The 12,743-nt window shown below is 68.3% G+C and carries 9 protein-coding genes and 1 pseudogene; 2 read left to right on the top strand and 8 right to left on the bottom strand.

What is annotated here, in order from left to right:
- Nucleotides 1–25 precede the first annotated feature (25 nt).
- The 4 genes from pdeR to DM992_RS28390 form a co-directional block, all read right to left on the bottom strand.
- Nucleotides 26–2,029, bottom strand: coding sequence for a cyclic di-GMP phosphodiesterase (gene pdeR / locus DM992_RS28405; RefSeq protein ID WP_111019580.1), 2,004 nt, complete (start codon nt 2,027–2,029; stop codon nt 26–28).
- A 686-nt stretch (nt 2,030–2,715) separates the two neighbouring features.
- Nucleotides 2,716–6,360 carry a hydantoinase B/oxoprolinase family protein gene (locus DM992_RS28400; protein ID WP_111019579.1) on the bottom strand — a complete coding sequence of 1,215 codons (3,645 nt, stop codon included), beginning with the start codon at nt 6,358–6,360 and terminating at the stop codon, nt 2,716–2,718.
- A gap of 121 nt (nt 6,361–6,481) precedes the next feature.
- A complete protein-coding gene (locus DM992_RS28395; RefSeq protein WP_111019578.1) occupies nt 6,482–7,780 on the bottom strand; it encodes an MFS transporter in 1,299 nt (432 codons plus the stop codon).
- Between the two features lie 70 nt (nt 7,781–7,850).
- Nucleotides 7,851–8,624, bottom strand: a complete 774-nt coding sequence (locus tag DM992_RS28390) for a putative hydro-lyase (protein ID WP_111019577.1) — start codon at nt 8,622–8,624, stop codon at nt 7,851–7,853.
- Nucleotides 8,625–8,829: 205 nt separating this feature from the next.
- Here DM992_RS28390 and DM992_RS28385 point away from each other — a divergent pair, with 205 nt between their 5' ends.
- Both DM992_RS28385 and DM992_RS28380 read left to right on the top strand, forming a co-directional pair.
- Nucleotides 8,830–9,762 (top strand): LysR family transcriptional regulator, encoded by a 933-nt coding sequence (locus DM992_RS28385; RefSeq protein ID WP_111020443.1) that lies wholly within the window; start codon nt 8,830–8,832, stop codon nt 9,760–9,762.
- A 57-nt stretch (nt 9,763–9,819) separates the two neighbouring features.
- The gene (locus tag DM992_RS28380) at nt 9,820–10,080 is read left to right on the top strand and encodes a hypothetical protein (protein WP_111019576.1); all 261 of its coding nucleotides are present in this window, start codon (nt 9,820–9,822) and stop codon (nt 10,078–10,080) included.
- A gap of 27 nt (nt 10,081–10,107) precedes the next feature.
- On the opposite strand, the gene DM992_RS28375 is transcribed toward DM992_RS28380, so the two are convergent.
- The 4 genes and pseudogenes from DM992_RS28375 to DM992_RS28360 all read right to left on the bottom strand — a co-directional run bounded on the left by DM992_RS28375 (nt 10,108) and on the right by DM992_RS28360 (nt 12,720).
- Complete coding sequence (locus DM992_RS28375) at nt 10,108–10,434, bottom strand: antibiotic biosynthesis monooxygenase (protein WP_111019575.1); 327 nt, start codon at nt 10,432–10,434, stop codon at nt 10,108–10,110.
- A gap of 65 nt (nt 10,435–10,499) precedes the next feature.
- A pseudogene (locus DM992_RS42955) lies at nt 10,500–10,754 on the bottom strand (flagellin N-methylase); the annotation flags it as partial.
- 107 nt (nt 10,755–10,861) lie between these two features.
- Nucleotides 10,862–11,674, bottom strand: coding sequence for a MetQ/NlpA family lipoprotein (locus tag DM992_RS28365; RefSeq protein ID WP_204356135.1), 813 nt, complete (start codon nt 11,672–11,674; stop codon nt 10,862–10,864).
- Nucleotides 11,671–12,720: a formylglycine-generating enzyme family protein gene (locus tag DM992_RS28360; protein WP_111019573.1), complete on the bottom strand. Its 1,050-nt coding sequence runs from the start codon at nt 12,718–12,720 to the stop codon at nt 11,671–11,673. Before DM992_RS28360 ends, DM992_RS28365 begins: the two co-directional genes overlap by 4 nt.
- Nucleotides 12,721–12,743: the final 23 nt, after the last annotated feature.

Below are 12,743 nucleotides of genomic sequence, written 5' to 3'. Positions count from 1 at the left end.
GGCGCCCCGCTCTCCGGAACGAAGCTCAGGCGATCAGCCTGAGCTTTCTCGTCTCGGCGAGCCACGCCTCGAATGCCTGCGCCGGCATGGGCCGTGCGTAGTAGTAACCCTGAGCGTGATCGACATTGAGCTGCTTGAGGAAATCGGCTTCCGCATACGTCTCGACGCCTTCGGCGATTACCGCGAAATTCAGCGCCTTCGCGAGCGACACGACCGAGCGCACCAGCGCCTGCGAGCGCGGATTGCGGTCGATGCCCGTGATGAAGGTGCGATCGAGCTTGATCGCGTCGAGCGGCAGTCGCGACAACTGCGACAGCGACGAATAGCCGGTGCCGAAATCGTCGAGATGGATCTCCGCGCCGAGCTGGCGGAACTGCCGCATCAGCCCGTTGGCGGAATTCTCGTCCTCGATGAAGCAGCTCTCGGTCAGTTCGATGTCGAGCAGGCCGGGCTTGAGCCCCGCGCCGTCGAGAATCGATGCGAACTGGTGCACGATGTTCATGTCCTGCAACTGCCGCGCGGACACGTTCACCGCGATCCGGATGCCGAGCCCCTTCGCCTTCCACGCGGCGGCCTGCGCGGCTGCAGTGCGCATTACCCAGCGCCCGAGCGGTGCGATCAGCCCCGACTCCTCCGCGAAGCGGATGAACTCGATCGGCGCGACGAGCCCGCGATCGGGCGACTGCCAGCGGATCAGCGCCTCGACGCTGCGCACGTCGCCGGTCGCGATATCGACGACCGGCTGGTAGTGCAGCACGAACTGCTCCTCCTCGAGCGCCTTGCGCAAGTTCGTGTCGAGCCACATGTACTTCGCGACCTTCTGGTTCATCTCCAGCGAGAACACGCGGTACGTATGCTTGCCTTCTTCCTTCGCGACATACATCGCGGTGTCCGCGCTGCGGACCAGCGTCTCGAGCGAATCGCCGTGCTGCGGATGCATCGCGATGCCGATCGAGCAGCTCGTGTAGATCTCCATCAGCCCGAGATGGATCGGCGTGCGCATCCGTTCGAGGATGATCTGCGCAGTCGCCTCGAGCAGCGGCCGCGTGCCGTGCTCGAACAGCACGAGGAATTCGTCGCCGCCGAGCCGCGCGAGCGTCGCGCCGGCCGGCAGGCAGCCGCTGATGATCTTCGACACGTCCTGCAGCAGGCGGTCGCCGGTGATGTGCCCGTAGTGATCGTTGACGCGCTTGAAGTTGTCGAGATCGAGGAACAAGATGCCGACCTGGCCGCGCGACGCGGCGTTCTCGTCGGCGATCGCCACATGGATGCGCTCGCTGATCGCATGACGGTTCGGCAGCCCGGTGAGCACGTCGGTGTTCGCGAGTTCGATGAGCCGATGCTGCGCGTTGCGCTCCTCGGTGATGTCGATGCCCGAGCAGATCAGGAACTGCTCTTCGATGCCGCTGCCGCTCTGCACGAACTTGTTGCGGAACTGGAACAGGCGCGGCCCGTTGACCGTGTTGATGTAGCGCTCGACCGCGAACGAGTGGTTGCTCGCGAAAAAGCCCGTGATGTTGCTGCGCGACTGCGCGCCCTGTTCGGGGCTCATGAACAGTTCGAACGCGCTGCGGCCGATCACGTCGACCTCGCGCTTGCCCGTCACTTCCTCGCACAGGTGGTTGAAGCGCTGCACCATCCCGTTGCGGTCGAGGATCACGACCAGCGAATTCACTTCGGACACGACCTGCTCCGCGAACGCGAGCCCGTGCGAGAGATCTTCCGCGACGGACACGGCATCGGAATACGCGGAGGCCGTGCCGGCCCAGTCGGTCGTATTGACCTTCCTGCCGACGAGATGGAGGCTGACCGGCTCGCCGTACAGCGCGATGTCGAGCACGAGGTGCGACGTGACACCCGTCAGCGCACGGATGCGCGCGGCCTGCTCGACCGTCAGCGCGACGGCGACGTTGGTCAGGCCGCGGACGGCGGCCAGTTCGAGCGCATTGCTGTCGCTGCCGAGACGCCAGCAGGGGCTGCGCGTACCGACATGCGCCTCGAGCACCGCGCTATCGTTTTCGTCATCCATGGACACGCCCCGATCCAGAAAAAAACGCACAGTGTAGACGGAGGCGAGTTGGCCGCCCGCCTTCCCGGGCCGCGCAGCGCGCGTCCCGGCAGGGCAGCCGTGATTGCCGTGACAACGGCCCTCGTCTCGTACTTGTTTCCAACTAATGCGACCGGCGTTCGCGCGTGAAGCGCACAGCTTCTGCCTAACGAATGATGAGAGCCATCTTATCAAATGACGAAGAGGATTGGCACTCACATTTGGAGCAGAGTGTCAAGGAATTGGGACTCGATTGGCAAGCCGGATTTTTCATGATTGGCGGCATGCTCTGGAGCAGGTGAGGCAGTGCGAAACGAGGCTGGCCGGATAGTCGGAACGCCTTGCTCCGCACGGGTTTTCGGGAAATCGCAGAATGTGGGGACAGATATACCTTCAGGACCGCGCCGACAGGGTCGGACCGCGTACCGGCGACGCGAAATCCGGCCAATTTGTTTCTGTTCGGGCATGAATGCGCCGCTTTATTCCACAGTCGGTTGCAAATTCGCGCCGACTGCCGACGCGACGTTTTTTATCGGATCCCCGCAGCGGCCAACAACGCGGGTGGAACCGGTACGGCCGCCGTTGCGACCGGCGCTCGAGACGCGTGGTGGACGTCCGCCGTTCCGCACGAACGCCCGCCGTCACCGCTGCCGCGCGTGGGTCGCGGCTCAGCCCGCGGCGCCGTACCCGCCGCCGCCCGGCGTTTCGACGACGAACACGTCGCCCGGCGCCATCTGCGCGCGGCCGATATGCTCGAGCGCCTCGACCGTGCCGTCCGCGCGCTCGATCGTGTTGCGGCCGAGCGCGCCAGCCGCGCCGCCCGCCGCGCCGAACGGCGCGTGGATCCGGTTGTTCGACAGGATCGACGCGGTCATCGGCTCGAGGAAGCGGATCCGCCGCACCGCGCCGTCGCCGCCGCGCCAGCGCCCGTCGCCGCCCGAGCCGGCGCGGATCCGGTGCGAATCGAGCCGCACCGGGTAGCGCCATTCGAGCACCTCCGGGTCGGTGAGCCGCGAGTTCGTCATGTGCGTCTGTACCGCGCCGACGCCCGCGAAGCCGTTGCCAGCGCCGCTGCCACCCGCGATCGTCTCGTAGTACTGGTACCGATTGTTGCCGAATGTGAAGTTATTCATCGTCCCCTGGCTCGACGCGACGCAGCCGAGCGCGCCGTACAGCGCGTTGGTGATCGCCGACGACGTCTCGACGTTGCCCGACACGACCGCCGCCGGATACTCGGGGTTCAGCATCGAGCGCGCCGGCACGATCACCGTGAGCGGCTTCAGGCAGCCGGCGTTCAGCGGGATGTCGTCACCGACCAGCGTGCGGAACACGTACAGCACGGCGGCCATGCACACGGCCTTCGGCGCGTTGAAGTTGTTGTCGAGCTGTGCGGACGTGCCGGTGAAATCGATCTCCGCGCGCCGCGCCGCGCGATCGACGCGGATCGCGACGCGAATCTCCGCGCCGTTGTCGAGCGGGTAACGGTACGCACCGTCCTGCAGCGCGCCGATCACGCGCCGCACGGCTTCTTCCGCGTTGTCCTGCACGTGCCCCATGAACGCGAGCACGACATCGCGGCCGAACTGCGCGACCATCCGGCGCAACTCGTCGACGCCCTTCTGGTTCGCGGCGACCTGCGCGCGCAGGTCGGCCATGTTCTGCTCGACGTTGCGCGCCGGGTAGCGGCCCGACGCGAGCAGCGCGCGCGTGTCGGCGTCGCGCAGCACGCCCGCCGACACGAGCTGCCAGTTGTCGATCAGCACGCCTTCCTCGTCGATATGCGTCGAATCGGGCGGCATCGAGCCCGGCGTCGTGCCGCCGATGTCGGCGTGGTGGCCACGCGAGCCGACGTAGAACAGCGGCGCGTCCGAGCCGTCCGCGAACACCGGCGTGATGACCGTCACATCCGGCAGGTGCGTGCCGCCGTGATACGGGTCGTTCAGCATGAACACGTCGCCGTCGCGCATGCGGCCGCGGTTGCGCTCGATCACCGTGCGGATGCTCTCGCCCATCGAGCCGAGGTGCACGGGCATGTGCGGCGCGTTCGCGATCAGGTTGCCGTCGCCGTCGAAGATCGCGCACGAGAAGTCGAGCCTCTCCTTGATGTTCACCGAGTACGCGGTGTTCTGCAGCCGCAGCCCCATCTGCTCGGCGATCGACATGAACAGGTTGTTGAAGATCTCGAGCCGCACCGGATCGGCATCGGTGCCCAGCGAGCGGCGCGTCGGCAGCGGCGTCGTGCGCGTCAGCACGAGGTTGCCCTGCGTGGTCATCCGCGCGCGCCAGCCGGGCTCGACGACGGTCGTGCCGTTCTTTTCCGCGACGATCGCCGGGCCGTCGATCGCGTCGCCGGCCAGCAGCGTGTCGCGCACGTACAGCGACGCGTCGTGCCACTGGCCGCCGGAATGGAAGCGCACGGCGCTGTGGGCTCGCGGTGCGGCTGCGTTGCCGTCCCCGCGCGGCGCGAGCGGCGCGATGTCGACCGGCGCGTCGGAGCGGCCGATCGCCTCGACCGACGCCAGCTCCGCGACGAGCGGCGTGCCGGGCATCAGGAACGCGTAGCGCTGCCGGTACGCGGCCTCGAACGCCTGCCGCATCGCGTCGACGCTGCCGGCCGGCACGTCGAGCGCCGAATCGGTGCCCTGATAGCGCAGGTGCACGCGCCGCTCGGTCGCGATCCGCTCCGGCGGCACGCCCTGTTCGAGCAGCGCGCCGACGGCCTCGTCGGCCAGCCGGTCGAGCGCCGCGTTCAAGGCCGGCAGCGATGCATCGGACAGCACGGCCTCGACCGCGCGCTCGCGCATCGCGGTCTGGTCGGCAAGGCCCATCCCGTATGCGGACAGCACGCCCGCGAGCGGGTGCGCGAACACCTGCGTCATCCCGAGCGCATCGGCCACGCCGCACGCGTGCTGGCCGCCCGCGCCGCCGAACGTCGTCAGCACGTAGCGCGACACGTCGTGGCCGCGCTGCACGGAAATCTTCTTGATCGCGTTCGCCATGCTGCCGATCGCGATTTCCAGGAAACCTTCGGCGAGCGCCTCCGGCGTCTCGCGCCGGCCCGTCGCCGCATGGATTTCGTCGGCGAGCGCTTCGAACTTCGCGACCACGCCGTCGCGGTCGAGCGGCTCGTCCGCATGCGGGCCGAACACGCGCGGGAAATGATCGGGCTGGATCTTGCCGAGCATCACGTTGCAGTCGGTCACCGTCAGCGGGCCGCCGCGCCGGTATGCGGCCGGCCCCGGGTTCGCGCCGGCCGATTCGGGCCCGACGCGCAGCCGCGCGCCGTCGAAGCCGAGCACCGAGCCGCCGCCCGCGGCGACCGTGTGGATGCTCATCATCGGCGCGCGCATCCGCACGCCGGCCACCTGCGTCTCGAACGCGCGCTCGAATTCGCCGTTGTAGTGCGACACGTCGGTCGACGTGCCGCCCATGTCGAAGCCGATCACCTGGCCGAAGCCGGCCGCGCGCGCGGCGCGCACCATCCCGACGATGCCGCCGGCCGGGCCCGACAGGATCGCGTCCTTGCCCTGGAACGCATCGGCGCGTGTCAGCCCGCCGCTGCTCTGCATGAACTGCAGGTTTACGCCCGGCATCTCGTGCGCGACCTGCTCGACGTAGCGACGCAGGATCGGCGACAGGTACGCGTCGACGACGGTCGTATCGCCGCGCGACACCATCTTCATCAGCGGCGACACCTCGTGCGACACCGATACCTGCGTGAAGCCGATGCGACGTGCGAGCTCCGCGAGCGCGCGTTCGTGCGCGGTATAGCGGTAGCCGTGGATCAGCACGATCGCGAGCGCGCGCACGCCCGAATCGAACACGCGGCGCAGCGACGCTTCGGCTTCCTGCGCATCGAGCGGCACGACGACGTCGCCATGCGCGCCGATGCGCTCGTCGATCTCGACGACGGTCTCGTACAACGCATCGGGCAGCACGATGTCGAGATCGAACAGCCGCGGCCGGTTCTGGTACGCGATGCGCAGCACGTCGCGAAAGCCGCGCGTCGTCGCGAGCGCGGTGCGTTCGCCCTTGCGTTCGAGCAGCGCGTTGGTCGCTACCGTCGTGCCCATCTTCACCATGTCGACGCGCTCGGGCGTGATCGGCTCGCCGTCGGCAAGGCCGAGCAGGTGGCGGATGCCGGCCACCGCCGCGTCGCGGTACTGCTCGGGGTTCTCCGACAGCAGCTTGTGCGTGACGAGCGTGCCGTCGGGCCGGCGCGCGACGATGTCGGTGAACGTGCCGCCGCGGTCGATCCAGAATTGCCAGCGCGCGGCGTCGGAGGAGACGGGAGAAAGGTGTCGGTCGGTCATGATGGTCGATGCGTCGTGAAATCGAGGGACGAGCGCCGCCGCACGGCGCGCGTCGCGCGCCGCGTGGTGGTGCCGGTTAAAAGAGGAAAAAGGGAGAAAGCGCCGCGCGGGCCGCTGCCGCTTACGCGGCGTCGAGTTCGCGGCCGCGCGTCTCGGGCAGCGTCAGCGCGGCGACGATCACCACGCCGTATGCGGCGACCGCGAAGATCCCGATGCTCGTGCCGAGCCCATACTGCTTGGACAGCGCGCCGATCAGGAACGGGAACAGTGCGCCGATCGCGCGGCCCACGTTGTAGCAGAAGCCTTGGCCCGAGCCGCGCACGCGAGTCGGGAACAGTTCGGTGAGGAACGCGCCCATCCCCGAGAAGATGCCCGATGCGAAGAAGCCGAGCGGGAAGCCGAGCCACAGCATCGACGCGTTGGTCAGGTTCAGCGATGTGTACGCGAACGCGATCACCATCGAGCCGACCGCGAACACGATGAAGTTCGGCTTGCGGCCGAGGCGGTCGGTCAGGTACGCACTCGTCAGGTAGCCGACCCACGAGCCGAAGATGATCATCGCGAGATAACCGCCGGTGCCCATCACCGTCAGGTGCCGCTCGGTCTTCAGGAAGGTCGGCAGCCACGTCGTGATCGCGTAGTAGCCGCCCTGCGCGCCGGTCGTCAGCAGCGCCGCGCGCAGCGTCGTCGTGATCAGCTTCGGCGCGAAGATCTCGGTGAGGCGCGGCGCGTCGGCCACCTTCGCCTGCGCGGCCTTTTCCTTCTCGTAGACGTCCGGCTCCTTCACGTAACGGCGGATCGCGACGACCAGCAGCGCGGGCGCCAGCCCGACGAGGAACAGCGCGCGCCACGCCTGCTCGGCCGGCAGCACCGAGAACAGCAGCGCATACAGCAGCGCGCACAGCCCCCAGCCGATCGCCCAGCCCGACTGCACGAGGCCGACCGCCTTGCCGCGATCGCGTGCACGGATCACCTCGCCGATCAGCACCGCGCCGGCCGTCCACTCGCCGCCGAAGCCGAAGCCCATCAGCGCGCGCGCCGCGAGCAACTGGTGATAGTTCTGCGCGAGCCCGCACAGCGCGGTGAACACCGCGAACCACAGCACCGTGAGCTGCAGCGTGCGCACGCGGCCGATCCGGTCGGACAGGATGCCCGCGATCCAGCCGCCGAGCGCCGACGCGAGCAGCGTGATCGTGCCGATGAAGCCGGCGTCCGCGAGCGAGATGCCCCAGGTCGCGACGAGCGTCGGGATCACGAACGACAGCATCTGCGTGTCCATCCCGTCGAGCATGTAGCCGACCTTGCAGCTCCAGAAAGCGCGGCGCTCGCGCGGCTGCGCGTCCGCGTACCACGAGAACAGGCCGCTGCGCTCGGGGCTCGCGGGCTCGGCGGCGGGTGCCGCGAAGGTCTTGCTTTCCATGGTGGTGCTCCTGTCGTTATGCGCCGTCAAATGTGTGCGTGTGTCGTATGCGCGTCGCCGCGATGCCGGATCAGAACACGGCCAGCGACGCGTTCGTGATGTCGGTCATCAGCATGTGGCCGGGCGTATGCGCGATCGCGATCGGCAGCTTCGCGTCCATCAGCGCGGTTTGCGGCGTCACGCCGCACGCCCAGAACACCGGCAGCTCGCCGTCACGGATCGTCACCGCGTCGCCGAATTCGGGTGCGTTCAGATCCGCGATGCCCAGTTCCTGCGGGTGGCCGATATGGATCGGCGCGCCGTGCACGCCCGGGAACCGGCTCGTGATCTGCACCGCGCGGATCGCATCGGCGCCGCGCATCGGCCGCATCGACACGACGAGCCGGCCGCCGAAGATGCCTGCGCGCCGGTTCGGAATCGACGTGCGGTACATCGGCACGTTGCGGCCCTCCTCGACGTGGCGCAGCCCGATCCCTTCACGGGCGAGCATCTCCTCGAACGAGAACGAGCAGCCGATCGCGAATACGACGAAATCGTCGCGCCACAGCGTTTCCAGCGACTCGACGCGTTCGGTCAGGCGGCCGTCGCGGTACACGTTGTAGCTCGGCACGTCGGTGCGGATGTCGAGATCCTCGCCGAGCGCGTCGATCCGGAACGCACCCGGTTCGCCGACGCCGAGCAGCGGGCACGCTTTCGGATTCGCCTGACAAAAGCGCAGGAAATCGTGCGCGTACGCATCGGGCAGGATCGCGAGATTCGCTTGCGCGAACGGGCCGCAGTGGCCGGCGGTCGGGCCGCGGAACGCGCCGCGGCGCACGGACTGGCGGAATTCGGAAGGCGTCATGAGGGTCAATGGCAGATCGGGATGTGGTCGGGATGACGGTGTCGCGTCATCGGATACGGCGAAGAATAGGAAAGAAAAAATTTTGTCGCCAACGAGTTTTTTTGCGCTGCGTGTATAGAATTTCTTAACGCATCTTCGGGTTTTCCCCGGTCCCGTTCATTTTTTCAGCGGGGCAAGCTGCGCGCCCAACGCCTTGCCGACCGCCATGAACACGCGTTTCCTTGAAACCTTCGTCACGCTCGCGAAGCTGCGCAACTTCCGCACGACGGCCGCCGCGCTGCACGCGACGCCGGCCGCGATCTCGCAGCGCCTGAAGGCGCTCGAGGACGAATTGCAGACGGTACTCGTCGACCGCGACAGCCGCGAATTCCGGCTCACGCCGAACGGCGAGTACCTGCTCGGCTATGCGAAAGCCGTGGTCGAGGCGACGCAGGAGCTGCAGGCCGCCGCGTCCGGCGAGAGCGCGCTGCGCGGCAAGCTGCGGCTCGGCGTGATCGAGACGGTCGTGCACAGCTGGCTGCCGCACTACCTGCGCCGCCTCGCCGCCGACTATCCGCAGCTCGAGATCGACCTGACCGTCGACGTGAGCGTCGTGCTGCAGCGCCGGCTGATGGCCGGCGAGCTCGACCTGATCATCCGCGTCGAGGGCAGCGACGAGGCGTCGGTCGTCTGCGACGCGCTCGCGAACTATCCGGTGCGCTGGATCGCCCGCGCGGGGCTGCTGCCGAACACGCGCACGGGCCTCGCGCGGCAGGTGCTGCGCCAGCCGATCCTGACCTACGGGCGCGGCACCGCGCCCCACCGCGCGCTCGAGGACATCGTCCGTACCCTTGCGCATGCGCACGGCGTGCCGCTGTCGGACACGCGCATCACCGGATCGCCGTCGATCTCGGTGATCGTTCAGCTCGTGCGCGACGGCTTCGGCGTCGCCGCGATTCCGGTGCTGTTCGTGGATGCGCTGATCGAGAGCGGCGAGGTTGTCGAGCTGCCGCTGCAGCCGTCGCCGCCGTCGATCGTCGTGTCGATGTCGCGGCGCGCGGATGCGCCGCGGTTCGTGCACGGCGCGTCGATTGCCGCGCGGGCCGCGTGTCACGAGTACTGCGAAAAGAGTACGCGGCGGCTGGTTGAAGCGCTTTGATGCTGCGCAGCCGGACGCCGCAAGGTCATCGACGCTCAGACGTCGATCCGGAACGCAATGCTCCCGATCCGGGACCGCGCGGCGCAAGTTGCGCCGAAAGACGGCGAAACGCAACGTACCGACTTAACGTGCGCCGCGATAACGTTCGACAGCACGGCCGCCGAGCCACGCGGCCGCAGCTCCTTTGTGGGCAACCCGACGACGCGAAGCCCCGCCACCTCAGCCATGCTCGATGAAGAATCGATTGCACGCGATGCCGCGGAAACCCGCATGCGCATGCGGGCCGCCGGGCGCGGCTTCTTTGCTATTTATTCCTGATACGAAATAAATTGATCCGGCAGCCAGTCACGCGGACTGCCCCGCATGCGGCTGCACCAGCTTGCCGTCGCCGTACTCGCGGAGCACCTTCGAGATCACGACGCGGTAGCCGTCGAGCCAGCGCGCCTGCTTCGCCTTCGCTTCGAGGTGCGCCGGATGCTGCATCAATTGCTGCAGCGCCGCCTCGGACTCCCAGTAGTAGACGTTCTGGGTCAGCCCCGCTTCGGCGTTCTCCCACGCCTCCTCGCCGAGATAGCCGGGTGTCGCGCGCGCCATGTCGGCGATCTGCCGGTCGAGCCGGTGGAATTCGTCGTCGTATTGCCCGGCACGAAAAATGAAGGTCGACGCGTACATGCCCGCTCCGTCGGAAACGATTGAAAGAGCGCCAAGTGTAAGGCACGCGCGGCGGGCCGAGATCGTTAAGCGGCGAGCGGATCGGCAGCGAGCCATGCGTCGATGTGCGACGCGTCTGCACGCGTTCCGGCCGCGAGCGCCGGCATCGCAGCAAGCGCATGCCGTGCACGTTCGAGCGCCTGCGCGAAGCCGCGCAACTCGCGTGTCGCGGGCCGGTCCTCGGCACGCCGGCGCGCGAGCGCCGCTTCGACGTTCGCGCCGATCAACGCGAGTTGCGCGTCGATGAAGTCGAGGCACCGCGCGCGGCAATGCGCGGAGATCGGCGCGCCGACGAAGCGGTTCCGATGCCGAAGCAGTTCCCGCAACGACAGCGTCGGTGCGCTGTTGCAGCAGCGTCCGCATGCGTTGCACGCGAGCAGGTACGTGCCTACCACGGCCGCCGCACCGAATCCTGGTAACGCGTGAGGATGAAGCGCGCGACGTCGTCCGAGTGATATGCGGCGACGAGCTGCGCGACCCACGGTTTCGCGCGATCGGCGTTGCGCACCGTCAGCACGTTCGCGTACGGCGAACGCGCGTCCTCGATGCCGATGCTGTCACGTGCAGGCTGCAGCCCGACGCGGGCCGCATCGTCGCTGTCGATCGCGACGAACGCGGCCGTGTCGAGCGCGGCGTATAGACGATCGCCGCGCAGCGCGACGAATTTCAGCCCGAGCCGGTTGCCGGTCACGTCGCGCAGCGTCGCATGCAGGCCGGCCTGCTCGCGCAGCGTCACCAGCGTGTCGTTCTGCATCAGCACGAGCGCGCGCGCCATCCCGCGCGGATCGGCGGGAATCGCGACCGTCGCGCCGGGCTGCAGTTCGTTCAGGTTTTTCAGCTTGCGCGAATAGAACGCCATCGGCAGCGTGACGGTCGGCGCGACTTCGGTCAGCGCGTAGCGTTTCCGCGCGCGCGTCGCGGCAAGCTGTTGTGCATCCTCGAAGCTGGCCGCGTCGATCCGGCCGTCGGCAAGCGCCGCGTCGATGCGCGACGCATCGTCGAATTCGACGACGTCGACGCCCAACCCGCGTGCAGCGGCGACCCGCTTCACTTCGTCCAGGATCTGCGCATGCACGCCGCGCGTCACGCCGACGCGCACGGCCGGGACAGCCGATTCGGCCGCAACGGCCGATCCCTGATGGAAGACACCGCACGCGGCCAGCAGCCACACGGAAACGGATCGCACGATGCCGTTCCTCACGATGCATCCCTCAGGATCGTGCGGAAGCCGATGTGCGACGCGCCGAGATCGGCCTCCTGCTGTTCGCGCGACGACGCGCGATAGCGCACGCAGTAGTCGCGCGAGCACAGGAACGAGCCGCCCTTGATGACCATCGGCGTATCGTGCCGGCGCGTCGGCGGCGCGACGGCCGCCGTGTCGCCGTTGGTGTGCGGCTGGTGCGGGCCCGTGTACGCGTCCTTCGTCCATTCCCAGGCGTTGCCGATCATGTCGTAGAGGCGGAAGCCGTTCGCCGCATAACAACCGACGGGCGCGAGACCGGCGTGACCGTCCTCGGCCGTGTCGAGCACCGGGAACGCGCCCTGCCAGTAGTTCGCGGCCGGCTTGCCCTGCGCATCGCGCGGCGCCGCGTCGAGCGACGCGTCGTCGCGGCCGGCCTTGCCCGCGTATTCCCATTCGGCCTCGGTCGGCAGATCGCGGCCGAGCCAGCGCGCATACGCAAGCGCATCGCGCTGCGTGACGAGCGTGACGGGCAGGTTGCCGAGCCTGTCGACGCCGCTGCCGGGCCCGCGCGGATGACGCCACGACGCGCCCTTCACCCACGACCACCATGCGAGATCGCGTGCATTCATCTCGTCGCGCGTCGGCACATGAAACACCGCCGCGCCGCCCTGCTGTTCGGCTTCGGTCACATACCCGGTCGCCTGCACGAATGCGGCGAACTGCGCGATCGTCACGTCGGTCTGGTCGATCCAGAAACCGCCGACGCGCGTGCGGCCGTCGCCGACCGGACGCTCGTCCGCATAACCGCGCGTGCTGCCGAACACGAACGCGCCACCGCGCAGATGCACCATCCCGGCCTTCGGGTCGTCGCGCCACTTTGCCGGCAGCCCCGAATAACGCTCGCACTGCCGCTCCGAGCCGAGCGGCGCGAGCGCGCGGCCGCGATTCGCGTCGTCGAATGCGCCGCCTGCCGGCGCCGCCGGATTCGCATACCCCACCGCGAACGCCGTGGCGAACAGCGTGGCGGCGAGCGCCGCGCCGATCGTCCAGAACCGGAACCGCATCGTGTCGTCCTCTCAAGAAAACG

The organism is Burkholderia sp. JP2-270, assembly GCF_003233675.1.
GTDB lineage: Bacteria > Pseudomonadota > Gammaproteobacteria > Burkholderiales > Burkholderiaceae > Burkholderia > Burkholderia pyrrocinia_C.
This window is presented reverse-complemented; position numbering and strand designations above follow the sequence as displayed.